The 22,738-nt window shown below is 60.4% G+C and carries 21 protein-coding genes; 12 read left to right on the forward strand and 9 right to left on the reverse strand.

Annotated features, from left to right (window positions below; translation table 11 throughout):
- Window positions 1-81 precede the first annotated feature (81 nt).
- From L0U81_RS32880 to L0U81_RS32890, 3 genes are all read left to right on the forward strand, one after another.
- Complete coding sequence (locus L0U81_RS32880; protein WP_233810345.1) at window positions 82-1,224, forward strand: ecdysteroid 22-kinase family protein; 1,143 nt, start codon at window positions 82-84, stop codon at window positions 1,222-1,224.
- A gap of 148 nt (window positions 1,225-1,372) precedes the next feature.
- Window positions 1,373-2,323: a spirocyclase AveC family protein gene (locus L0U81_RS32885; protein WP_233810347.1), complete on the forward strand. Its 951-nt coding sequence runs from the start codon at window positions 1,373-1,375 to the stop codon at window positions 2,321-2,323.
- A 41-nt stretch (window positions 2,324-2,364) separates the two neighbouring features.
- A complete protein-coding gene (locus L0U81_RS32890) occupies window positions 2,365-3,240 on the forward strand; it encodes an enoyl-CoA hydratase-related protein (RefSeq protein ID WP_267957422.1) in 876 nt (291 codons plus the stop codon).
- A gap of 18 nt (window positions 3,241-3,258) precedes the next feature.
- On the opposite strand, the gene L0U81_RS32895 is transcribed toward L0U81_RS32890, so the two are convergent.
- The 5 genes from L0U81_RS32895 to L0U81_RS32915 form a co-directional block, all read right to left on the reverse strand.
- A complete protein-coding gene (locus L0U81_RS32895; RefSeq protein WP_233810349.1) occupies window positions 3,259-4,839 on the reverse strand; it encodes an AMP-binding protein in 1,581 nt (526 codons plus the stop codon).
- On the reverse strand, window positions 4,836-5,684 hold the full coding sequence (locus tag L0U81_RS32900) for an alpha/beta fold hydrolase (RefSeq protein ID WP_233810351.1): 849 nt from the start codon (window positions 5,682-5,684) through the stop codon (window positions 4,836-4,838). The genes L0U81_RS32895 and L0U81_RS32900 overlap by 4 nt, the downstream gene beginning before the upstream one ends.
- A gap of 113 nt (window positions 5,685-5,797) precedes the next feature.
- A complete protein-coding gene (locus L0U81_RS32905; RefSeq protein WP_233810353.1) occupies window positions 5,798-6,715 on the reverse strand; it encodes an NmrA/HSCARG family protein in 918 nt (305 codons plus the stop codon).
- Window positions 6,716-6,982: 267 nt separating this feature from the next.
- A complete protein-coding gene (locus tag L0U81_RS32910; RefSeq protein WP_233810355.1) occupies window positions 6,983-7,966 on the reverse strand; it encodes a phytanoyl-CoA dioxygenase family protein in 984 nt (327 codons plus the stop codon).
- A 36-nt stretch (window positions 7,967-8,002) separates the two neighbouring features.
- Window positions 8,003-8,431, reverse strand: a complete 429-nt coding sequence (locus tag L0U81_RS32915; RefSeq protein ID WP_233810357.1) for a carboxymuconolactone decarboxylase family protein — start codon at window positions 8,429-8,431, stop codon at window positions 8,003-8,005.
- A gap of 306 nt (window positions 8,432-8,737) precedes the next feature.
- On the opposite strand from L0U81_RS32915, the gene L0U81_RS32920 reads away from it, so the two are divergent.
- Window positions 8,738-9,586: a GlxA family transcriptional regulator gene (locus L0U81_RS32920; protein ID WP_233810359.1), complete on the forward strand. Its 849-nt coding sequence runs from the start codon at window positions 8,738-8,740 to the stop codon at window positions 9,584-9,586.
- A 13-nt stretch (window positions 9,587-9,599) separates the two neighbouring features.
- On the opposite strand, the gene L0U81_RS32925 is transcribed toward L0U81_RS32920, so the two are convergent.
- Window positions 9,600-10,580, reverse strand: coding sequence for a LysR family transcriptional regulator (locus L0U81_RS32925; RefSeq protein WP_233810361.1), 981 nt, complete (start codon window positions 10,578-10,580; stop codon window positions 9,600-9,602).
- Between the two features lie 213 nt (window positions 10,581-10,793).
- Here L0U81_RS32925 and L0U81_RS32930 point away from each other — a divergent pair, with 213 nt between their 5' ends.
- Together L0U81_RS32930 and L0U81_RS32935 are read left to right on the forward strand one after the other, a co-directional pair.
- Window positions 10,794-12,278: an aldehyde dehydrogenase family protein gene (locus L0U81_RS32930; RefSeq protein ID WP_233810363.1), complete on the forward strand. Its 1,485-nt coding sequence runs from the start codon at window positions 10,794-10,796 to the stop codon at window positions 12,276-12,278.
- A complete protein-coding gene (locus tag L0U81_RS32935) occupies window positions 12,275-13,870 on the forward strand; it encodes a GMC family oxidoreductase (RefSeq protein ID WP_233810365.1) in 1,596 nt (531 codons plus the stop codon). The genes L0U81_RS32930 and L0U81_RS32935 overlap by 4 nt, the downstream gene beginning before the upstream one ends.
- A 211-nt stretch (window positions 13,871-14,081) precedes the next feature.
- Here the strand turns inward: L0U81_RS32935 and L0U81_RS32940 are convergent, their stop codons facing one another.
- Window positions 14,082-15,674 carry a methyl-accepting chemotaxis protein gene (locus L0U81_RS32940; RefSeq protein ID WP_233810367.1) on the reverse strand — a complete coding sequence of 531 codons (1,593 nt, stop codon included), beginning with the start codon at window positions 15,672-15,674 and terminating at the stop codon, window positions 14,082-14,084.
- A 236-nt stretch (window positions 15,675-15,910) separates the two neighbouring features.
- Between L0U81_RS32940 and L0U81_RS32945 the strand changes: the two genes are divergently transcribed.
- From L0U81_RS32945 to L0U81_RS32965, 5 genes are all read left to right on the forward strand, one after another.
- A complete protein-coding gene (locus L0U81_RS32945) occupies window positions 15,911-16,810 on the forward strand; it encodes a LysR family transcriptional regulator (protein WP_233810369.1) in 900 nt (299 codons plus the stop codon).
- Between the two features lie 152 nt (window positions 16,811-16,962).
- Entirely contained in the window at window positions 16,963-17,748 is a 786-nt protein-coding gene (locus L0U81_RS32950) for an SDR family NAD(P)-dependent oxidoreductase (RefSeq protein WP_233810371.1), read from the forward strand.
- Between the two features lie 280 nt (window positions 17,749-18,028).
- On the forward strand, window positions 18,029-18,226 hold the full coding sequence (locus L0U81_RS32955; protein WP_233810373.1) for a hypothetical protein: 198 nt from the start codon (window positions 18,029-18,031) through the stop codon (window positions 18,224-18,226).
- Window positions 18,227-18,333: 107 nt separating this feature from the next.
- The gene (locus tag L0U81_RS32960) at window positions 18,334-18,537 is read left to right on the forward strand and encodes a hypothetical protein (RefSeq protein WP_233810375.1); all 204 of its coding nucleotides are present in this window, start codon (window positions 18,334-18,336) and stop codon (window positions 18,535-18,537) included.
- Window positions 18,538-18,548: 11 nt separating this feature from the next.
- On the forward strand, window positions 18,549-19,091 hold the full coding sequence (locus L0U81_RS32965; RefSeq protein ID WP_233810377.1) for a nuclear transport factor 2 family protein: 543 nt from the start codon (window positions 18,549-18,551) through the stop codon (window positions 19,089-19,091).
- Between the two features lie 91 nt (window positions 19,092-19,182).
- Here the strand turns inward: L0U81_RS32965 and folE are convergent, their stop codons facing one another.
- Window positions 19,183-19,818: a GTP cyclohydrolase I FolE gene (gene folE, locus L0U81_RS32970; protein ID WP_233810379.1), complete on the reverse strand. Its 636-nt coding sequence runs from the start codon at window positions 19,816-19,818 to the stop codon at window positions 19,183-19,185.
- Window positions 19,819-20,014: 196 nt separating this feature from the next.
- Here folE and L0U81_RS32975 point away from each other — a divergent pair, with 196 nt between their 5' ends.
- Entirely contained in the window at window positions 20,015-20,992 is a 978-nt protein-coding gene (locus L0U81_RS32975) for an NAD(P)H-dependent flavin oxidoreductase (protein WP_233810381.1), read from the forward strand.
- An 85-nt stretch (window positions 20,993-21,077) separates the two neighbouring features.
- On the opposite strand, the gene L0U81_RS32980 is transcribed toward L0U81_RS32975, so the two are convergent.
- Entirely contained in the window at window positions 21,078-22,733 is a 1,656-nt protein-coding gene (locus L0U81_RS32980; RefSeq protein ID WP_233810383.1) for an MBL fold metallo-hydrolase, read from the reverse strand.
- Window positions 22,734-22,738 lie beyond the last annotated feature (5 nt).

A 22,738-nucleotide genomic window follows, 5' to 3' on the forward strand; every position in this document is an offset into this window, starting at 1 on the left:
GCAACATGCGCGTGGAGAACGTCGGACAGGCAGATGATGGGCCGGCGCAAACGCACATGCAACTCACAGGAGCGCATCAAGATGAGTGTTGCGACAAATAGCCCCGACCTGATGTATTCACACGGACGACTGCAAGATACTGACCGACTTCCACTGCAGGTTGAGGAAGTTACATCCTCGTGGCTGACCTCGGCGCTCGCGCGGAGCCATGAGGGCGTGGTGGTCGAATCACTGGCCATAGACGACGTGATGTACGGCACGGCTACCAAAGTCAGGGTGCGTCCCGCCTATAACGCACGAGGGCGCGAGCTTGGCTTGCCGGAGTCTCTGATCGTCAAGGGTGGATTTGTTCCTGAATATCGGAATCTGAACGCCTACATTTACGAATACGAGGCGAAGTTCTTCAGCGAAGTCCATCCGCGCTTGTATGCGAATGTGCCTGCCTGCTTCCATGCTGAGACGGATGGTCAAAGCGGGCAGTCGATTGTGATCCTCGAGGATCTGTGTTCTCGGGAAGTGGAGTTCTGTCGCGTGCAAAGGCCGCTGACGTTCGCGCAGGCGGCGGCAAATCTGGATGCGCAAGCGCGGTGGCATGCACAGTTCTGGCAATCGTCTGCGCTCGAGAACGATGGCGAATTGGGCTGGCTCGCGGCGCAGGACCCGCTCCCCGATGGCGAGACCGGTACCTATCACTGGGGCCAGTTGAAACCCGATGTGTTCGCCAGCTATACGCAGTTACCGCGCGGGGCTGCCGTGCCGAAGCGGTTTCACGATCGTGACTGGATGGAGCGGGCGCTCCTCAATCTACGCGCTTTCGACCGGATCGGGCCGATGACGTTTCTCCACGGCGATGTACACCTCGGAAACCTGTATTTCGACCGCGACGGCACGCCTGGTTTTCTCGACTGGCAATCGTATCGACGGGGACCTTGGGCCCATGACGTCACGTACTTCCTGATATCGGCACTGGATATCGCGGATCGGCCGAGATGGGAGCGTGCGTTGCTCGAATACTATCTCGAGCGGCTTGCATTTTACGGCGTCAGCAACCCGCCCTCATTCGAAAGCGCGCTAGATGCCTACCGGCGCCACATAGTCTATGGGCTGTTCTTCTGGCTAGTGAATCCCGTGGAATGGCAGGCGGAAGTCAACAATTGTGCGGTAGCGCCAAGGTTCGCGATGGCCGCGCTTGATCATGACATTCATGAACTCATGGGGCAATAACTTGTCAGGCGCTGAGCAACCCGGCTGGATATGCTGCTGCCGATGTCGCATCGAGTGTGGCGCTTGACGTAGCCACCTTCGCGGAGTACATTTTTCCGATCATCATTCGAAAATATGAATGACGCAAAAACTAGCGAGGAGGCGAAGCATGTCCGAAATGGTTGCACGGCGCACCACGACATGGCACAGAGTGTATGCGTGGGCAGGGCTCGGTGCGCTTTTCGTGTTAGCACAAATCCGCGCCTACGTGGCATGGATTCGTTCAGACGACTTCCGACCCGTCGATTTGGGCGGGGATCCGATTCCGGAGTCCGTGAAGGCGACCATCGACCACTACCAGTGGGTCAGCGTGCTCCTCTTGCTTCCAGTAGCGACATGGTATGTCTACGGAATCGTCAAAAGTCGCCGCATCGACGCGGTGCGTTTGATGATGATCGGCTGGCTCTCGGCATACTGGCTGGATCCATGGCTGGACTTTCTTCGCCCGATGTTCACGTATAACGCCTACGCGCTTAACTTCGGCTGCTGGTGTCGTTTCATTCCATTCTGGCAATCATCGCATGCCCGCATCGCCGAGCCCATCCTCATCGATGCGCCGAGCTATTTCTATACCTTTACGGGCACGGCCGTGGTGGCGCTATGGGCGATGCGTGGGGTCCGCAGGCGTTGGCCTCGCGCGGGCCACGTACGACTCGCACTCGCGGGTTTCGCCGCCATCTGGATGACAATGGGCTTGCTCGACATCGCCGCCAGCCGCTTCATGGGATTCGACGCGTGGCCGGGTGCGTTCCAGAGTGTTTCTTTTTGGGGTGGTCACTACTACCAGTTCCCGGTCTATGAGTTCCTGTTGTTTCCGTCTGCTTTCGTGGCGTCGGCTTTCCTTCTTCTGAGCGTCGACAAAGACGGATTCACGGCCATCGAGCGAGGTGTCGATCGTGTCGAGTGCCATTTAGCGGTTCGCACGGCGCTTCGGGTGCTGGCTTTCATCGCGTTTTGCAACGTACTGAATCTGGCCTACACGACCTCGATGGGTGTGCACGCGCTGTTTGCCGATCCGTGGCCAACAGATATGCCGAGCTGGCTCGCGAACATCCGCTAGCCGTACATAGTCTGCATGTCAAATGTCTCAGCGGAGAACGGATGACGCAATGCACGCCACAGCGCTTCGCCGACGTCGAGTATCGTGTAGAAGACGAAGTCGCTATCGTCACGATGAGCTATGCGCCGGTCAACGGTCTAGGGCTGGGCGTCCGTCGCGGACTTGTCGCCGCGTTCGAAGCCGCCCGGCGCGATGCGCGGGTTCGCGCGATCGTACTCAATGGCAGTGGACGCGGCTTTTCCGCGGGAGGCGACATTCGCGAATTCGGCACGTCTGCAGCGGCAGCCGCGCCAGCGTTGTCACTGCACGTTCATCCGGTGATCGAGGCGAGCGACAAGCCGGTTGTCGCCGCAATCCACGGATTTGCGATTGGTGGAGGTCTGGAAACCGCGTTGGTGTGCCACTACCGTCTGGTCGCGGACAGTGCGCAGATCGGTCTGCCCGAATGCAAGCTCGGCGTGATTCCTTTGTCCGGCACGCAGCGCTTACCGCGTGTGCTGGGCCTTGCAAAATCGATCGAATTCATTCTTGGTGCGCAGATCCTGCGTGCAAGCGCGTTCCGGGGTACCGCGTTATTTGACCGGATCGTCGAAGGCGATGAGCAGCACATATTGCGCCTTGCGATAGAGCTGGCGCGAGAGAAGATAGGTAGCGCGTCGTTGCCGTTGATTCGCCGGTGGCCATTGCCCGATCGCGATCCGGTTTCCGTTCTCGCTGAGGCGCGCTCGCGCCTCACATGTAGCGAAGCAATAGAAAGCGAGTGTCTGAATGCCATCGCTGCCGCGGCCGAGTCGGCCGATTTCGATGCCGGCATGGCCGCAGCCCGTGCGATTTACGATCGCCTCGTTTCGTCTGACGAGGTGTCAACGCAGCGAGACCGGTTTTTCAAGTCGCGCCAGAAGGGCTCCGCGGCATGAGTATCGGCTGACCCGGGGTTACACCAAGAGTTGCTTGCGCAGGTCGCCTTTTCGCACCTTTCCCGAAGGCGTGCGCGGCAATTCTGAAACCACGCAAAGGTGCTCCGGCGTCTTTTGCTTCGCGACACCCGCGGCGGCAAAGTGTGTCTGCACTGCGCCCAGATCGAGCGATGTGTGTTCATGCAAGATGACGACCGCACAGACTCTTTCGCCATATCGCGCGTCTGGCTGCGCCACAACAGCGACGTCGCGCACGGATGGGTGAGTGGCAAGCACTCGCTCCACTTCGAGTGATGAAATGTTTTCTCCTCCGCGAATGACGATGTCCTTCTTTCGGTCCGTGATGGTCAAGCAACCGTTTTCGTCCAGATGGCCGATATCGCCCGTCCTGAACCAGCCATCGTCAGTGAATGCGGCTACATTGAGTTCCGGGTCGGTGTAACCGACAAACAGCTCCGGTCCTTTGATCAGAATCTCGCCGTCGTGTCCAGCGGGGAGCTCGCTGTCCGACTCGTCGACAACGCGCACCTGCGAGCCGGGTTGAATGCTGCCGTCGGTGCAGGCCCGCATGTCAAAAGGCGAGTCGGCCCAGCCAACGCTCACTGTCGAATGCTCGGTCAGACCGTACGCGCGGGTTCCGGCGAATCCGGCGCGATCGGCCATGGCGACATGCTCAGGCGTGACGCCCGTGCCGCCCAAGCCGTAAGACACGAGCGACGCCAGGCTGCGTCCGTCGCGGCGGGCCGCTTCAAGGAGGCCCTGAAGATGGAACGGTGTGCCACCCGACAGCCGCACCCGATACTTCTCGACGAGTCGCGCGGCAAGCGAGGCGTCCCATCGGTCCATGAACACCATCTCTGTGCCTGTAATGAATGGACGCAACAGGAAATTGAAGCCCGCAATATGGCCAGCAGGGAATGGCGTCAGATACGGTCCTGGCCCGTCGATGAACGGAATCTGCCACTCTGCGCCTACTGTGCGATGAGAGTGCTGCACTCCTTTGGGCGAAGCTGTCGTGCCTGACGTGTACAGCAGCAGGCAGATGTCTTCTGACGTTGGCGGGTCGTCAGCGCGCCGATCATGCGTGGTCGCCGCGAGTCGCTGCAGCGCGCTAAACGTGATGCCGTTCGGAGGCGCCCGATCCCCGACGACGATAACGCGCTCGAGCTCGGGCGTGTCGCCGAGCGCGGCGATGCGCTCCAGGTAGTCGGTGCCTGACCAGAAGTCGGGCACGCAAAGAAATCGGGCGCGCGATTGTCGAAGGATAAAGCCGACTTCCGCAGCACCGTAGATGTGGACGATCGGCACGAGCACCGCACCGATCTCGAGTGCAGCCAGATACAGAAGCGCAGTCTCGCGCTGTGTGGGAAGCTGTATCGCGATCGCATCGCCCCGACGCAGGCCGATGGCTCTCAGCGCCCGGCCTATCTCTTTCGCGTCGTGCAGCAGGGACCGGGTGGTGCAAGTATAGGCGCCGCCTTGGGTATGAAAATGGAGTGGCGTCGCGCCGTGCTTTTCGACGGCGTGCGCAATCAGGCCAGCGAGAGGCAGCTCGGTCGACCACGGCGTTGTTTTCGATTCGCGCATGTCGGGATTCATGCTAGCAACGCTCGCAAGAGGCTCACCAGCGCGAGCGGCTGGTCAAGCATCATGTGATGGCCCGCGAGTGGCATCGTGACGGGCCCCTTCGCGCCGGGAATTGCAGCTACGATCCGGCGAGCGCGATCGGCGCTGACCACGCTGCTGCACTCTGCGTGAACATAGCTGACGGGAACGGTAATGCGGGTAAGCAGATCTTCCTCGCCTTCGACCGGCTGGAGGTTCCGCAGCTTCGGGTCGAAGCGCCATACCCAGCCGTCGGCAGTTTGCCGAAGCGATGTCTGCGCGAGATGCGCGAGGAGCCACGGCTCGCAATCCTGTTCGGGGATGAGACGAAAGCGACTGACTGCGGTATGCCAGTCCGGATAGGGACGAGGAGGCGGACGTCGTTCCACGATAGGCACGTTTTCGCCGCGCAGCATGAAATACGAATCGAGCACGATTGCATGCGAGAGACGATCTGGAAAGCTAGCGCATGCCTGAAGAAGGCGCGATCCGCCAAAGCTGTGTCCCACTGCGACGCACGGTCCGGCGCCGATCGCATCCACCACAGCGACGAGGTCGCGCACGAAAATGTCGGCGCTGTATTCCTGCCTGTTGGCGCTGTCGCCCATGCCGCTGAAATCCAGAGCGAAGACGCGAAAGCGATCGGTGAAGAATGGTGCGATGAAGTCCCACCAGTGCGTGTGCCCGAGAAAGCCGTGTGCAAAGACAAGTGGTGGTTTGCTAATGTCTGCAGCGTTCCACGAGACGTAATGCACGATAACCCCGTCGTCTTCAGTGAAGTGAGATCGATGCGGCTCGGTCAAGGCGCGATCGAACCATGAGGGGATACGGTCATTCATGAGGATTTTCCAAAATCTGAGGCTTCCACATGTCGTTGCACGAGACGGTGCGCAGCAGATTACACGCGAGAGGCTCTTCGATGTGCAACATATCGATTGCTTTGCAACGCCAGCTATGCAAGTGTGATGTGCTTTCGATGCGTGTCGATCCAGTCCGCCATTGGGGTGAGTTGGACACCACGTTCGGCAATCGAATCGATATCGACGCGATACCCCACCGCGTTGATCCATTCCTGTGCATTCACCCATCCGGGTGCGAGACCCCTTGTTCGGGCTTCATCCGGTGAGACGTGCGAAACGCTGATCCGTGCGCCCAGAACGTCGCCAAGGCGGCGCGCAACTTCAGACATCGTGAGCTTTTCAGACGCCAGCGGTACGGTCTGACCGTGCCAGCGCTGCGGATCGTTTAGCGCGCTGGCTGCGAACGCGCCCACGTCGTCGGCGGCAATCCAGTCGAGTCGTGCATCGGGTAGCAACGCGCTGAGCAGCAAGCCCTCGCGCAGATGCGGAAACATGGCGCCCGCTTTCGGCTCAGCGAGGTTGTCCATCATGAACGCAGGTTGCAAGATCGTCCATGAGGCGAATCCCGCCGCGCGTACGGCCTCTTCGACGTCCCATTTGTCGGTCCAGTATTTTCGGTTCCAACGCTTCTCGCTCCAACCTGGAAACGTCTCATGGTTGCCGGCCTGCGCCACCGACGTATGAACGAACTGCGGGACGCCCGCAGTGCGGGCCGCGTTGATGAGTGCAAAACCCTGGCGGCGTTCGCGGTCGCTGCGATCAACATCAGGAAGGAGAACGGAGAAGACTGATCCGACGCCCTCCATCGCTTTTTCGAGCGACTTGCGGTCGTCCAGATCTCCCCGCAGCGCCTGCGCATTCATCTCGACGAGTGCCCGTGCCGCCGGCGCGTCTGAATTTCGCGTCAGGAAGCGCACCTTGAGCCCAGCCGCGAGGAGGTGGCGAGCCGTGGCGCCGCCTTGCATGCCAGTGGCGCCGATGACGAGTACCGCGTCGGATGAATTGATCATGACTTGTCCCGAGGTCGAAACGATGGGCTAGGCGAGGCGTATTCTGGTCGGGCAGCTTGCGCGCGATGCCGCCAACCCAATGACAGTCGTTGCAGATTCGTGGCCCCGTGTTTCGAAGCGCACGTTCCGATATTAGCACGACGTTCAGACAACGAGCGAGCGGAGCGTGCCGCCAATTGATTCCTTGGGACCGCGATGCCAGAGAGCATGATCATTCGCGCGAGCAGACGCAAAGACGAAGCTTCGCCTTTGCGTCTGGCATGACGATCAATGCTGCGGCCGTAGCGTTTGAACGAGGCCGCCTTGATGTGCAACGATCACCTCGGAGCCCGGCCGATAAACGTCGGCGATTTCGTCTCCGCGCAGGCGGTTGCCCTGGAAGCCGCGCAGATAGCTCGTCTCGTCGAGTCGCAACGCATGTTCACCCTGCGCGTCGCGCACGATGATCCCGTCCGGTGTGATCGACGTCAGCGTACCCACATAGGGTAGCCGCGGCTCGAACGGAAAACTTCCGCCATGCGGCAGGATGCGCGTGTCGAGTGAAAGACGAAAGCGGTCCGAATGATTGCTGAGCCCAGAGTGCGGCGTGCGTCGGCTCATCAACAGGACGTCGCCCAAGCGGTAGTTCGTGCGCCGCCATGCATCTTCGGGTACGCTCGCAAGATCGATGGGGATGATTTTGTCGCCGTCTTTCCTGTGCAGGCACGCAAGCTTGTGCAATCCTTCCGCTACGGCCAGTCCGCCGACTTGCTCGTCGATATCGCTGAGCGGAATCCAGCAGATGATGAAATCGAGGCGGTCGCTATAGATAGCGTCTTCATGAATGAAGTCGAAGCGCGTGCGGCTTTTGTCGATGGCGGGTGGCGACGTGCGGTATTCGGTGAACGGGACCCAGTAAAGCGGTACGCTGAAAAGCCGCTGAAAGAACGCATGAATCGCGGGGTCTTCCATCACGGTGCGTGCGGCACGCTGCTCATTCATCGCCTTCACGGGAAAGAAGCTGAAATTCTCGCGGTCCTTGCCAGTCCATCGCACGTCTTGATCGTTGCGGTCCACGAAGCCATGACTGGCGAGGTGGTCAACTAGCAGAGCGCGCATGCGCTCCAGCGGCTCGTGGTCTAGAACGTCGCGAAAGAACAGATAGCCGTCTTCGTTCCATCGTTCCTGCAGCGCGGCGTGATTGCCAAGCAGGTCGTTAGAAACGTTGAATTCGCGCATCGTCGGCACGATATCCACGATCGGTGTGCTCATAAATTGTCTCCTTTTGTCGCAGGGGCGGATGTCGCCTCACAGCAATCCGCGCTCTTCGGCAGTGCGGGTCGTGGTGTCGATGCCCAATTCCCGTAGCGTCTCGAGAACGGCAGTGGTGGCGGAGGCGACGGCCGGGAAGCCTGCATACGGAAGCGCCTGAATCAGTACCCCTTCGAGCTCGCGTGCGCTCAGGCCGTTACGCACGGCGATGCGGACGTGGTTCTTTAGTTCGAGTGTCTGCCGGTTGGCGATCAGGATGCCCAGTGTTACGAGGCTGCGCTGCTTGCGCTCGAGCTTGTCGTCGCCCCATACATCGGCGAACGCATAGTTGACGGCAAGGCGTGAAATGTCGGATCCGAAGCCTGTGGATTCGCTTGCTGCTCGCAGGCCGGCTGCCTTGTCTTCACCCATGATTTCGCCGAACACTTTCAAACCATAGGCATGTTTTTCTTCGAGGCTCTTCACTTGTGTCTCCTGTTTAACCGCGGCCGCGCGGCTATTGATAGCGGATGCGACTCCGCTTTCCCCGCCGTTCTTGTTGCCGGCGATACCGACGATGATGCGTGCTACGATCGCTGCTAAAGAGGATCAAAATCTGCATATTAGGGGATCGAAATTCGCAAGCCCACCGCTCCGACTGAGCCAGTGAAAGACGTTGCCGCGCTCGTGCTGCCAGGCAGTTATCTGTCGAGCGTCGGCGCTCTGGTTGACGGATTCGCGCTGATTGCACGACACATATTCACCCAATTCGCACCTCCGTACCGTCACACGATGAAAACGCAGGTACGCCTGCTGAGCACCAACGGAAACAGCCTGGAGTTCGCTGGCGGGCGAGGGATGGAGAGTGACGGGAACCTGCTCGGCGATACTGAGTACCGCATCGTGTATGTCCCGGCTTTCGCCGTGGCCAGCGAAGAGGCACTCGTTACTCTCCTGGACCACGCGAAGCCCTTGACGGAGTGGTTGCGCTGGCAGCGCGCACGGGGAGCCGTATTGGCAGCGAGCGGCACGGGGGCGGCACTCCTTGCGCAGGCTGGGCTGCTCGACGGCGGCCCAGCAGCGGTCCCGCGAGTGCTCAGAAGCCTGTTCCGGTCGCGCTTTCCAAAGGTGCGCGTAAGCACTGGCTCTACGATCGCCGAGCACGATGGCGTGCACACTTGCAGCGTGCCAGCAGGCGAGTGGCAACTCGTGGCCCGCCTCGTCGATCGTGCAATATCGCCGCATACCGCCCAATGGCTTGCATCTACCACAGGCACGGACGGCGCCCGCGAGGAAGGCCGCTTGACGAGCGACGATCCTCTCGTGAGCAGCGCGCAATTCTGGCTCGCGCAGCGTTTCGCTCAGGACTTCAAGATCAGCGAGCTGGCGGACGTCCTCGCCGTTAGCCATGCCACGTTGCTGCGGCGCTTTGCGCGGAGCCTGGGCATGACGCCGCGTGCCTATGTGAGCTCACTACGCATCGAGTCTGCAAAGCGAATGCTGCGTAACACGCAGATATCAATCGAGCAGATCGCCGTCATGGTCGGCTATTCGGACGTGCGCGCATTCCGCAACATTTTTCACAAGCACGTTTCGACGAGTCCTTCCGCGTATCGGCGGCGTAGGACGGACCGCGAATGAAGGCGGCCCGCGTTCAGGCTGAATATTTGTCGAGTTCCGCCTTGCCGATATCGGCTGTCCGAAAACGTTCGAGCAGGTAGTCCACGAAAACCCTGACTTTGGCAGGCAAGTACTGGCGGTGGGGATAGTGAACATAGATGCGGGGTCCCGTACTGTCGGCCTCGTCACTCCGCACCCTGTATTCGGGAAGGACGATCCTGAGTGCTCCGGAATGCAGATACGGCAGCACCACAGGCACCGAGGACGGCGTGATGCCGGCGCCGCTGATCGTGGCGACCAGACTGATATCCGGCTGACCCGCCACGGTGAGGCGGCCGCGCGAATGATGGATGAACGTTTTATTCCTGCGCGCCGCGCCTTTGCGCGTACTGCCGGGCAAGCGTTCGAGATGAAGCGCTGCGAGTCCAAAAGCCATACGAATGCCGACGAAGTCATGTACGGTCAGTTCATCCGGCGACTGGGGCACGCCCTTGCGTTCAAGGTAGTCCGGGCTTGCGACCAGTACGATAGGGTAGTCACACAGCGGACGGGAGACATGGTTGGTCCCGCGTCCCCGCGCATGCTGGATGCTCACGTCGACACCGTCATTTACCAGGCTGGGCGCAATCTCGTCGTAGCTGATGTCGATTTCGACGAGTGGGTAGCGTTGAAGAAACTCGGCGATTACCGGAGTCAGACAATGCCTTCCGAACGTGGGCGTCACTGAAACCTTGATCAAACCCTCGGGGTGCTCGGGACTGCGTCGCACGTCCGCGACGGCTTCGTCGAGTTGACTCAACAAAGGCGCCACGCGTTGAAAGAACTGCCGTCCCTCGCTCGTGAGACTGAGCTTGCGCGTGGTCCGGTTGAAGAGACGCACACCCAGTTCGCGCTCCAGAGCGGCAATGCTCTTGCTAACGGCAGGCGGTGTAACCTGGAGCCGCGTCGCCGCCGCGATGAAGCTGCCGCAACGGACGGCCTGAACGAAAGGCAGCAGGTGTCGGATTTCGGGCATCGTAAATTAGTGAAAAAAAGTCACTCTAGAGGTTCCATTTGGTAAGCAGTGTAAAACATCAGCCGCCACTAGAATCGAATTTATCAAAGGCGGACCGCGTCGCGCGCTAGCCCGACAGCGAGACTGTTCAGGAGACGACGCGATTGAGCGCGACGGCGAGCGACCGGCGCCTGCCCCTGCATGCGTCTGCTGCCAGTAGAAGTCAAACGCTCAATGGAACAGCACATGGCATTTTTCTCATCGCACCAACGCCCAATTGACGTCCCCGGCGGCCTCTTTATCGGCGGCACGTTTGTCGAAGGTGATGGCGCTGCGAGCATCGGGCACGTCAACCCTTCGACAGGTCATCCGCAGGCCGTTGTGCGCCTGGGTAGCTCGGGCGACATCGACCGCGCGGTCAAGGCGGCCAAGGCGGCGCAACGCTTATGGATGGAGATGGGGCCACGCGCGAGGATGCGATGCTTCAGGCGCCTCGGCGAGCTGCTCGAAGCGAACAAGGAGCAGTTGGCTTTTCTCGGAGCCCGCGAGTCCGGCATTCCAGTATCACTCCCGCTGATGGACATGGCGCTTGGCTGGGTCGATCACTACATGGGATGGATCGACAAGATCGAGGGTTCATATGGTGAGTCCTATCCGGCGCCGGGCTTCAGCTACACGCGGCGAGAGCCCTATGGTGTAGTGGGCGTCATCATTCCCTGGAACGGTCCCCTCATGGCGACCTGCATGATGGCGCTACCGGCAATCGCGGCTGGCAATGGTGTCGTGTTGAAGCCGCCAGCGCTGGCGCCTTTCGTCGCGCTGCGAATCGCCGAACTCGCTCATGAGGCCGGCTTGCCGGCGGGGCTGTTCAACGTCGTACCCGGTGAGGCGGAGGCGGGCGAGGCGCTCGTGGCTCACCCCGACGTCGGCAAAGTCACCTTCACGGGCGGCGAAGGCGTCGCGCGGCGCGTAATGGCAACGGCGGCGGCATGTCTCAAACCGGTCGCATTGGAACTGGGCGGCAAGTCCGCCAATCTCGTCTTCGAAGACGCCGATCTCGACGTCGTAGCGGTAAAGGCGGTCTATGGCGCGTTGGCACTGAGCGGACAGGGTTGCGTAAACCCGACTCGGTTACTCGTTCACCGAAGCCGCTACGACGAAATGGTAGCGCGTGCCGCTGCGATAGCTGCCAGCATGAAGGTAGGCGATCCCTTCGATGCCGATACTGTCGCTGGACCGGTGATATGCCAGTCGGCTTGCGATCGTATCCTCGGCGTCATCGCGCAAGCGCGACGCCACGCGAAACTCGTTGCGGGAGGCGAGCGGTTGGGGGGTGAGCTGGCCAACGGTTTCTTCATCGAGCCAACCGTGTTTGCCGATGTGCAGCCCGGCAGCGACCTGGAACAGAACGAGGTGTTCGGTCCCGTGTTGTCTATCACTCCGTTCGCCGACGACGCCGAAGCCCTCGCGATTGCCAACGGTACGCGTTATGGACTAGGTGCGTATCTGCACACCAGCGATCTTGACCGGGCGCACGCATTCGCCGAGCGCCTCGATGCGGGCTACGTGAGCATCAACGGCTTCGCTTCGATGGCACCGGGCGCGCCGTTCGGCGGATACCGGCAAAGCGGGTTCGGCAGAGTGGGCGGCTGGGCGGGAATCGAGGAATATCTGCAACTCAAGAACGTTTTTGTTGCACGAAGAGAATGCAAGCGATGAGCGAGAGTGTTTTCGACTATATCGTGATCGGTGGCGGTTCGGCTGGATGCGTGATCGCGTCCCGGCTGAGCGAGAATCCTTCCACTCGCGTGTTGCTGCTGGAGGCGGGCAGGGAGGGGAAGGGCTTCATCTTCGACATGCCAGCCGGCAGTTTCGCGCTGATGGGAAATCCCAAGGCAGACTGGATTTATCCGACCGCACCGGATCCCTCCGCTGGTGCGCGCGTGACGACATGGGCTGCCGGAAAGGGGCTAGGCGGAAGCAGCAGCATCAACGGGATGGTCTACATCCGCGGCCAGCGTGGAGACTACGACGCGTGGCGCGACAGCGGGTGCACAGGCTGGGGATTCGACGATCTACTTCCGTATTTCCGGAAGTCTGAGAGGTTTACTGGTCCGGCGTCCTCCGCGCATGGATCTGACGGTCCGTTGGCGGTCTCGCCGCCGCGCGTATTGCATCCGTTGGCACACACATTTCTCGAGGCAGCCGCGCATTGCGGCATGCCAACGCGAAGTGAGTATTGCGCGGGAGACGTGCATGGATCATTTATCGTCTACGGCACTACTCGGAAGGGCAAGCGCTGCAGCACACGCAAGGCGTATCTCGAACCTGCCCTGGATCGGTCCAATCTCACTGTCGCTACAGACGCGGTCGTGGACCGCGTGCTTTTCGAAGAACGGCGGGCGATTGGTGTAAAGGTGATCGTCGCGGGCGAGAGGCGGACATTTACCGCTCGCCGTGAGGTTGTGCTGAGTGCGGGAACGATCGCGTCGCCCGCCGTGTTGTTGCGATCCGGCATCGGCGCTGGTACGGATCTGTCCTCGATGGGAATCGAAATCGTTGCCGATCTGCCCGGCGTTGGCCGCAATGTGCAGGAGCACTGCGGGGTTTCGCAAAGCCGCCTGATCGACGTGCCGACGTACAACACAATGGTGGGCCCGCTGCGTCTAGCGGGACATCTGCTGAAGTATGCAACGCTCAAGAGAGGGATTCTGACTTCGATAGCAGTCCACGCGATGGCCTACGCGCGCAGCGCACCCGGATTGAACGAGCCGGACATCGCCATGAGCTTCTTGCCGCTGGCGATAGGATTCGTCGGCGGACATCCCGCGCTGGCGAAGCAGGCAGGCGTTACGATCGGCTCGCAGGTGCTGAGGCCCCATGGACGCGGACGCATCCGCCTGAATGATCTCGATCCACACTCCAAGCCGCTAATCGAGCACGCGTTGCTTGGTGATCTGCGCGATCTTGCGCTGACGATCAAGGGCAGCCGTCTCGTGACCAAGATGTTCTCCGCGCCCCCGCTGGCGAGACACGTCATCGGCGATCTTGAACCCGCGTCGTTGCCTCAAAGCGATAGTGCGTGGGAGGCCTATGTGCGCCAACGTGTGGGCATCGGTTACCACCCGGTAGGCAGTTGCCGGATGGGAACGGACGACATGGCCGTTGTCGACGCTCACCTGCGGGTTCACGGTGTCGAGCGGCTGCGCGTAGTCGACGCTTCCGTCATGCCGAACATCATTTCGGGCAACACGAACGCTGCAACGATCGCTGTCGCCGAGAAGGCTGCGGAGGTGATCATCGCGGGTTGATCTCAGGACAATTTTGGCCCCGGTTGAAACTTGGGTGAAATGCGATCGTATTCGACCTACCGGGACGCAGCTGCCATCGTGACGGACCGCTGGAAGGGATGACGCTAAAGCGGCAGGCTCGCTCCGTTCTCCGTGACATGGACGATGCGAACATCGAGCGCGCCGTTCTCCATCGCCGGGATTCTTCTAACGTTCATCTAGCACCACGGTTTTACCCGCCAGTTCCGCTCAGCAGCATGTTCCGTTCGTCGCGAGACAGCGTGAAAACACAAAGCATTTCGGCAAGTCGCTCAGTCTGCTGCTTCATGCTATCGGCTGCCGCCGTGTGTTGCTGAACGAGCGTCGAGTTTACCTGTGTCATCCGGTCCAACTGTTCTACCGCCGCGCTTACCTGACTGACCCCGGCCGACTGTTCTCGCGATGCCTCGGCGATCTGGCCAACCAGTTCGGTTACCCCGCGAACTTGTGCAACGATGTCGGCGATCGTCTTGCCTGCCGAATCGACCAGCTTCGATCCATCCTCGACCGTTTCCACACTTTGCGTGATCAGCGCCTTGATTTCCTTCGCGGCTTGAGCGCTGCGTTGAGCGAGATTACGTACTTCCCCCGCTACCACGGCGAACCCGCGTCCGTCTTCGCCGGCTCGCGCCGCTTCGACTGCAGCGTTCAGGGCCAGGATGTTGGTCTGGAAAGCGATGGCGTCGATAACCGAGATAATGTCCGCTATCTTGCTACTCGATTGCGTGATTCTTTCCATCGTCCAAATGACCTGATCTACCACCCGGCCCCCATCTTCCGCTGCTTGGCTCGCGCGGGCTGCCAAATCACTCGCCTGTCTGGCCGCGTCGGCATTGTTGCCAACCGTCGAATTGATCTGCTCCATCGAAGCAGCCGTCTCTTCGAGACTGCTCGCCTGCGTTTCCGTTCGGCCGGAAAGCTCGAACGTGCCCGAGGCAATGTCCGAAGTCGCCTTTTGCATGGCCTTTACGCCATTGCGTACGTCGAGCACGGTGGCACGCATGTTGATACTGACCTGATTCAAGGTTCGGAGCACGTCACCGATTTCATCGCTTCGAACGCTGTGGCACGAGGCACTTAGATCGCCCGCGGCAATCTTCATCGCTGTCCGCGCAGCTTCCTGCAGCGGGGCGGCGATGACGCGCGACAGGAAAACCCCTGCCGCGGAAGTCAGCAGAATCAGGGCAACGAGTTCGCTCCAGAACGAGAACGAGGAAAGACCGTCGCTGCCGCTTGCCAGTTCGAGTATGTTCACCAGGGTGAGCGCGAAGAGGGCGCCCCAGATGTAGCGCTTGAGTCCAAATGAGCGAATCCGGCTAGCGGCTTTTCCAAAGAGGCCGCGACGAACGATGCGCCCTTGTTCCCAACCGAGTTTTCCATCACGGTCGAGGCTCAAGCGTCGGTAAAGTGCTTCGGTCCGCTCGATTTCCCCGTGAACCGGCTTGCTCAGAACCATCAGGGAGCCAATGTATTGCCCGTGCGAAACGAGTGGCGCCATGTTCAGGCGGCACCACACGAGCGTGCCACGCTTGCAGGCAAGCTTGATAAGGCCGCTCCAGGACTTGCCCTGCTTAACAGCCGCGCCGAGGTCGGCCAGTACCGGTTGCGGAACATCGCGTATGCGGTTCGCTCCCTGCATTGTCTGGAGCTCCTGCAGCGAATATCCGGTCACGCGTTGATAAACCGGGTTCGAATAGACGACCTGAGATTTCACGCCTACGCAGCAGACCATCAGCTCATGGTCCTCCAGCTCGTATTCGCGATTCGAATTGTTCTCTTGCCCCATTCTCCGTTCCAACCCATCCCAGCCGCCTTGGCCATTATTCGTATTATAGAACGACATTCAAAAATGTACGTTGAACGCTTCTGAACGTCAAGCTGGGGTGCACCCGACATGGCGTTGGATGTATCGTGCATACACCAAGTCGCGTTCAACAATGTGACCAGGGTTCGCCCTTGGTGCACCGAAACGGGACAAAGGCGATATGCTGGCGGCACCCGATATCAAAGCCATATCACGTCATGGAATTGCGGCATCTCAGACACTTCGTTGCGGTTGCGGAGACCCAGCACTTTGGCCGTGCGGCTGCGCGCCTAGGCATGGCGCAGCCGCCGCTCAGCCAGTCGATCATGCGGCTGGAAGAGCAGCTTGGTATCAAGCTCCTCGAACGCACACCGCGGGGCGTTTCGCTTACACCCGCCGGAGCCGCGTTGCTGGCGGAAGCGAAGCCACTGATCGCGCAAGCGGAGCTGGCCGAGCGGCGCGTGCGGCAAGCCGCCGACGAACTGGCGAGCTTGAGCGTAGCGTTCGTGCCGATGTGTGCCCTGAGAATCATGCCGCTGGCCATTCAGGGGCTTCGCAAGCAATGGCCTGGCGTTGATGTCCGGTTGATCGAGCGCGGCAGTGCTTTGACCGTCGCCAGCGTGAAAAATGGCAGCATCGACATGGGCGTGGTAGTTACCAGCTCCGCGGACCTCTCGGGTTTAGAGAGCGTGGTCATCGAGCGTCTGCGCGTGGTGGCCGCGGTCCCGGCGAAATGGCCCGTGGCGACGCAGCGCTCGATTCGCATCGTGGATCTCGCGCGATATCCGCTCATCATGTTCCCACAGCAGATGTCGCAGCCGCTCTTCGCTGCGTTCGAGGCAGCGCGCCGCGAGGCGGGGCTGTCGCCGCGGGTGACCCAGCAAGCCCGCCATCCATACACGATGCTCAACCTCGTGGCTCACGAACTGGGCATCGGTCTGATGCTGGACTCGGCGCGATACTTGCCAGTGGAGGGTGTCGCCTTTGTCGACATTGAAGATGTTCCAGCTTCAGGCGAAACCGAAGTATCGCTGGTCTGGGCGGATCGACCTCACAAGCCCTACCACCGATCGATGCTCGACATCATGCGCGACATCGCGTCGCCGACGACTACGTGAGCCGCGCAGTCACACCGTTCAACAGTTTCACTATCGTTGCTCCTTCCGTCATTCGCATCCTCGTTTATCTTGACACCATGAAGTCGTGCGTTTATTTTTCCGAATGATGTTCACAAAATAACCCGCTCGCACGGCGAGCCAAAGGAGGAGCAGTGAGCACGAATGTGGCGAGTCTATTCAATCTCGATCAGAAAGTAGCGGTGGTGACAGGGGCGGGCTCGGGCATCGGCCGTGAAACGGCTCTGCTGCTGGCGTCGGCCGGCGCGGCGGTGGTCGCGGCAGATTTGAACGAGGAAGCGGCGCAGCAGACGGCCAAACAGATCCAAAGCGCTTCCGGCAAGGCTATCGCGGTCAAAGTGGACATCGGCGATGAATCGTCGATTCTCGCGATGTACGAGGTCGTGCAGGCGAAGTTGGGGCGCCTCGATATTCTCGTCAACAACGCGGGCATCTATCCGAAGACGCAGTTCGTCGAGACATCGGCCGAAAAGTGGGACAAGGTGCTCGGCGTCAACCTGCGCGGCACCTTCCTGTGCATGCGCGAAGCGATCAAGCGGATGCGAGGTGCCAAGAACGGCGGTTCCATTATCAATATTTCGTCGGTGGCTTCGCTGCAACCGGTGATTTTCGACAACGGTGACTACGGCGCATCGAAGGCGGGGGTCAACAACCTCACCAAGGTGGCAGCTCTGGAATTCGCAGCGGATGGGATTCGTGTGAACGCAGTGCTGCCCGGGGGCGTGGCAACCGAGGGCGCGGCCGCATCGACGAAGGTTCATCAGGCCCACGGGCCGATTACGCAGCCTGGTCGCATGCCGCTGGGCCGCATCGGCGTCGCCTCCGATATCGCGAGGGCAGTGCTGTTCTTCGCCTCGCCCGCATCGGACTATGTCACCGGGCAGCTTCTCGCCGTCGATGGCGGCTTCCAGATCTCCTGATTGACCATCTGCGTCTCAATTCGAATCGCTAAGCTGCATTGAGAGCGCGGCTTAGCGCTTGAATCGACTTTCCTCGATTGATTGCCGACCCGTTAGCGCACATGTCCGTGTGTGCAACGGGCGCGCGCACGCGCTTCGTTCCTTCACCGCATTAGGTAGTGAAAACACCGACGACGTTAATTGAACGACTTGTTGCATAACCGTTTTCCGTGGCCTAGGATGTCTATCTAGAGGCGCCGTGCATGCGCCCAAGAGGCATAAGCCTGATCGGAGACATGCGATGTACATTCTCGACAGCGATCTACGTGGTCCTCTTGCGGACTATACGTTCGACTATCGTCGCCAGCGCGCTGAAAAGCGGGCTCTCTCGTCGGACGAATCGGCTCGCGCAAAACAACTGAGTTGGGCGGCGCGCGTGCTGGGTGCTATGGCGCCTCGTATTCGCGACAAGATGCGCACGGAGGGCAGGGTGCGATGAAAACGCTGACTCGCGAGAGCGCTCGCGAAGCGCGCAGGGTATGGCTCCCGCTCCTTCTCCTGTCGATTTCGGCAGCGGCCGCCTGGCTGTTGCAACGTGACCTGCGCATGGACGAACTAGGCCGGTCGGCGCTTTTCGACGTCGTGATGACGTTTGCCGTGCTTGGGACGACAGCATTCGCGGGCCTGATCGGCTGTGCGATAGCGAGCCGTGCGCGAGCGCAGGAGACCGATTTGTCGACTGGCGAAGGTTATTGCTTCCTGGGCGCGCTGATCGGTGCGGTCGTCTTTTTTGTCGCCATGACCATCTAATTGTAGAAGCCATGAATAAAGAGTTGAACGCACGCGTTGAAGCGCTGTTGGACACGCAGGCCATACTCGAATGCGTGCACCGGTACTGCCGTGGGGTCGACCGCATGGACCGTGAGTTGACGCTTTCGGCGTACCATCCGGACGCGATCGACGATCACGGCGCATTCGTCGGGAATGCAGAGGAATTCGTTGATTGGGCCTTCGCATACCATACCGAGCACCAGCTGTCGCACCATCATATGGTGTTCAATCACAGCGTCGAATTGCAAGGCGACGAGGCGCACGGGGAAACGTACTGGCTCTTCTTCGGAGAAAATCGCGTTAAGCCAGACACGCTAGCGGTGGGGCGCTATATCGACCGCTTCGAGAAGCGTGATGGCGTTTGGGCGATTGCCGCTCGTGTCTGTATCTCCGAAGCGATCAACGAACTGACGCCTGCAAAAGTGCCTGCTGCGTGGCGCGAGATCCTGATGAGCAATGGCGTTAGTGAAAGAAATCGCGAAGACGTCTCTTACGAGCGGCCTCTGACGACGCGTCAACCCAGCGAGGTTTAAGGCCTCACGGAAGCCTGCAACGACGTTCACCGAGGACACGGGAATCGAGTTGCCATGAAAGCCAACGTCGGCAGGAAGCCGACGTTGGCTTTCAGCTATTTGGTAAGGGCGTGATCGTGCTGTGACCGACGATCGAGAGAAACTCGCGGCGCGTGGAAGGATCATCCCGGAATGCGCCCAGCATTCGACTCGTCACCAGCGACGCTCCGGGCTTATGCACGCCTCGCGTGCTCATGCACTGATGCGCGGCTTCAAGAATCACAGCCACCCCCTTGGGCTGCAGCACGGTGTTCAGTGCATCGGCGATCTGAACGGTCATCTTCTCCTGAATCTGCAGACGCTTGGCGTAGACGTCGACGAGGCGCGCGAGTTTGGAGATGCCGACCACGCGATGCTCGGGTAAATAAGCAACGTGAGCACGTCCGATGATGGGCACCATATGGTGTTCGCAGTAGCTTTCAAAGCGGATGTCCTTTAACACCACCATCTCGTCGTAGCCATCCACTTCGGAAAACGTGGTTGCGAGAATCTGCATCGGATCCGATTCGTAGCCCGAGAAGAACTCGCGGTACGCGCGCGCGACGCGTGCCGGCGTTTGCATGAGACCTTCTCTATCAGGGTCGTCGCCCGCCCACCGGATGAGCGTACGCACGGCTTCTTCCGCCTGATCCCGCGTGGGGCGAAGCGACGTTTCCTCACCCGCAATGTTGTTGTCCCGCTTGTTCATCGACTCTCCTGATCGTTGATGCCTCCTCATGCCATCACAGACGTGTCTGCGAGTGCAGCACACGAATGTCGGTAGCGTGGAGAAAGTGTATATAATTGCACGGTGTTCGTAAATATAAACGTGTACTAAACCTCACACGCGACGCTCGACGGCTGCACATTGAAGATTCAGGTTGCACTTACACAGAGATCAGCACATGAAAACGCGCATTACGGATTTACTCGGGATTCGATACCCCATCGTTCAGGGGGGCATGATGTGGGTGGGCCGCGCCGAACTGGCCGCTGCGGTCTCGAACGCCGGTGCGCTTGGCACCATCACCGCTCTCACGCAGCCCACGCCCGAGGCGCTTCGCAACGAAATCGCTCGCGTTCGCTCAATGACGGATCAGCCATTCGCCGTAAACCTGACCATCTTGCCGACGATCAAACCTGTGCCATACGACGAGTACGTGCAGGCGGTCGTGGAGAACGGCGTGAAGATCGTCGAGACGGCGGGACGCAATCCCGAGCCATATATGCCGGCATTCAAGGCGGCGGGAATGAAGGTCATCCACAAGTGCACGTCGGTGCGTCACGCGCTGAAAGCAGAGGCGTTGGGATGCGACGCCGTGAGCGTGGACGGATTCGAATGCGCCGGACATCCAGGTGAGGACGACGTGCCCAATCTCATCTTGTTGCCGGCTGCGGCCGCCAGGCTGCGCATTCCAATGCTTGCGTCAGGTGGTATCGCGGATGCGCGCGGCATGGTCGCCGCGCTTGCACTCGGCGCGGATGGCATCAACATGGGCACCCGCTTCATGGCCACGCGGGAGGCGCCGATTCACGAGAACGTCAAGCGCAGGCTCGTCGAGCATGACGAGCGCAATACAGCGTTGATCTTTCGGACGCTGAAGAACACGTCGCGAATCTTCAGGAATTCGGTAGCCGAGCAGGTGTTGGAACTCGAGCATAAAGAGGGCACGACATTTGCGGATCTCAAGCCGCTTGTGAGCGGTGAGCGCGGCAAGCGGGTGTACGAGACGGGCGATACCGAAGACGGAACGTTCCCGGCTGGCCTCGCAATCGGGCTTATCGAGGATATACCCACCTGTGCGGAACTCGTGAGCCGGATGGTCACTGAGGCGCGCGCACTCATTCAGGGACGGCTGACCGCGCTCGTAGAAGAGAACTGACTCCGAGAAGACGGCAATCGAATGCGGCTGTGCGCGCCTGCGATTGAGCGGACGCGAACAGCCGGTGCATGCATCACGATCGCAATCAGGCGGGCGAGGTTGGATGACGCTGTTCGTCGAGTCGTTCGAGGTGAGCCAACAGCGACCGGGACGCGGCTGGCCGGAGCCTTTCGGGAACATCAGCGTAAGCAAGACGCAGCCAGTCGTCGATCGACCCGGTCGGCAGCGCACTGACCGCCTCGGCGATCTTTGCTTCCCGCGCGAGACGGTGTGCCTTGAGGCGGGCGATCCGGTCGCGCGCGCAGTCGAGTACGTACCCGTGTGCAGGCAGAATAAATTCGATCTCACGTTCGGCGCAGATCGCGTCCAACCGGTCCAATGACGTGAGGTACGCCGTCATGTTGCCGTCCGGAGGGTCGATGATGGTCGTGCTGCCGTTCAGAATGTGATCGCCGCTAAATAGCAGTCCATCTTCCAGAAGGACCAGGCACACGTGGTTGCTTGCGTGCCCCGGCGTTGAGACGATGAGCAATCGATGCGTCTCGCCGCCATGAGCAAGCGTTAGCAACTCCCCATCGAACAAGTCATGGTCGGGGACGAAGTGATTGCTTGCCCTGTCGCCGGGCCGAGACGGCAGGCCTAGGATTGGAGGCTTGTGCTGGCACATGGACTGCAGTGGTCTCGCTCCGGTAGCATGGTCCACATGGGAGTGCGTGCAGACGATCATTCGAATGTCGCCACCCGTCGCTGCAAAGATGCGTTGAAGATGCGCCCTATCGTCCGGCCCCGGATCGATTACGATAAAGCCGGTCGCCGCCGTGCCGACGATGTAGCTATTCGTGCCTGGGCCCGTCATCATCCCGCCATTCGCGGCCGTCAAGCGCAATACGTTTCTGAGAAGCGGGACGGCTTCGGTTGATTGCCAATCGAGTGCGTGGAGAACTTGACCGTCAGGACACACGAGGCGCAGTTCCCCGTATGGAGGGTCACCCTCCATGCAGCGCACGACACTGCCTGCCCTCATCCCACCGCGCGGACAACTGCTCCAGAGCGACCTTTCAGACGTACACGCCGCGAGCACTGCATCAACCGATTCGAACGAGCTAAGGCGTTCAAGCGTGCGCACGGTCGGGAAGATCATCGTGAAGTCGCCGGCGGCATGGCGCGCCAGCGCCTCATCGGGACGGACCCACACGGGTTCGAATTGTTCGGTGCCGTCCGCGACAGCGGTTTGATCGAGGGGCATGCGCGCCACGAAAAACTGCACGTCAAAGCGCCGCGGCAGGTCGCGGTCGGTGATCCAATGCGCAAACGGATAAACGCAATCCGCCGCGAGTGTGAGGCCATGCTGTGAGCAATGGATCTCGATCGCTGTTGACCGGTCTAGCCTTGCAATGTCGTAGTCGACGACAAACACGCCATCGTGTCGCCGTGCTAGCAGCACGCCGAGCTCTTCGAATGTTTCTCGAATGGCGGCCACGGCCTCAGTCGCTTGATCATCTCCTTGCGTGGCACGTCGTCGAACGCTGCCGGCGATTCGTCCATCGGATGGATCGATTGAGCCGCCTGGGAAGACGAACGCGCCCGGCGCAAAGCTCGCTTGCGCCGAACGTCGTGTCATCAGTACTTCAATGGTGTGCGACCTGTCGTATTGCGCATCGCGTAGCAAGAGCATCGTCGCCGCAGGGCGTGGAGCCACCGGCTGTCGTAGCGGGTGAAGCAGTTGTTCGGGGCGTACCACGTCTC

Source organism: Paraburkholderia sp. HP33-1 (assembly GCF_021390595.1).
Taxonomy (GTDB): Bacteria; Pseudomonadota; Gammaproteobacteria; order Burkholderiales; family Burkholderiaceae; genus Paraburkholderia.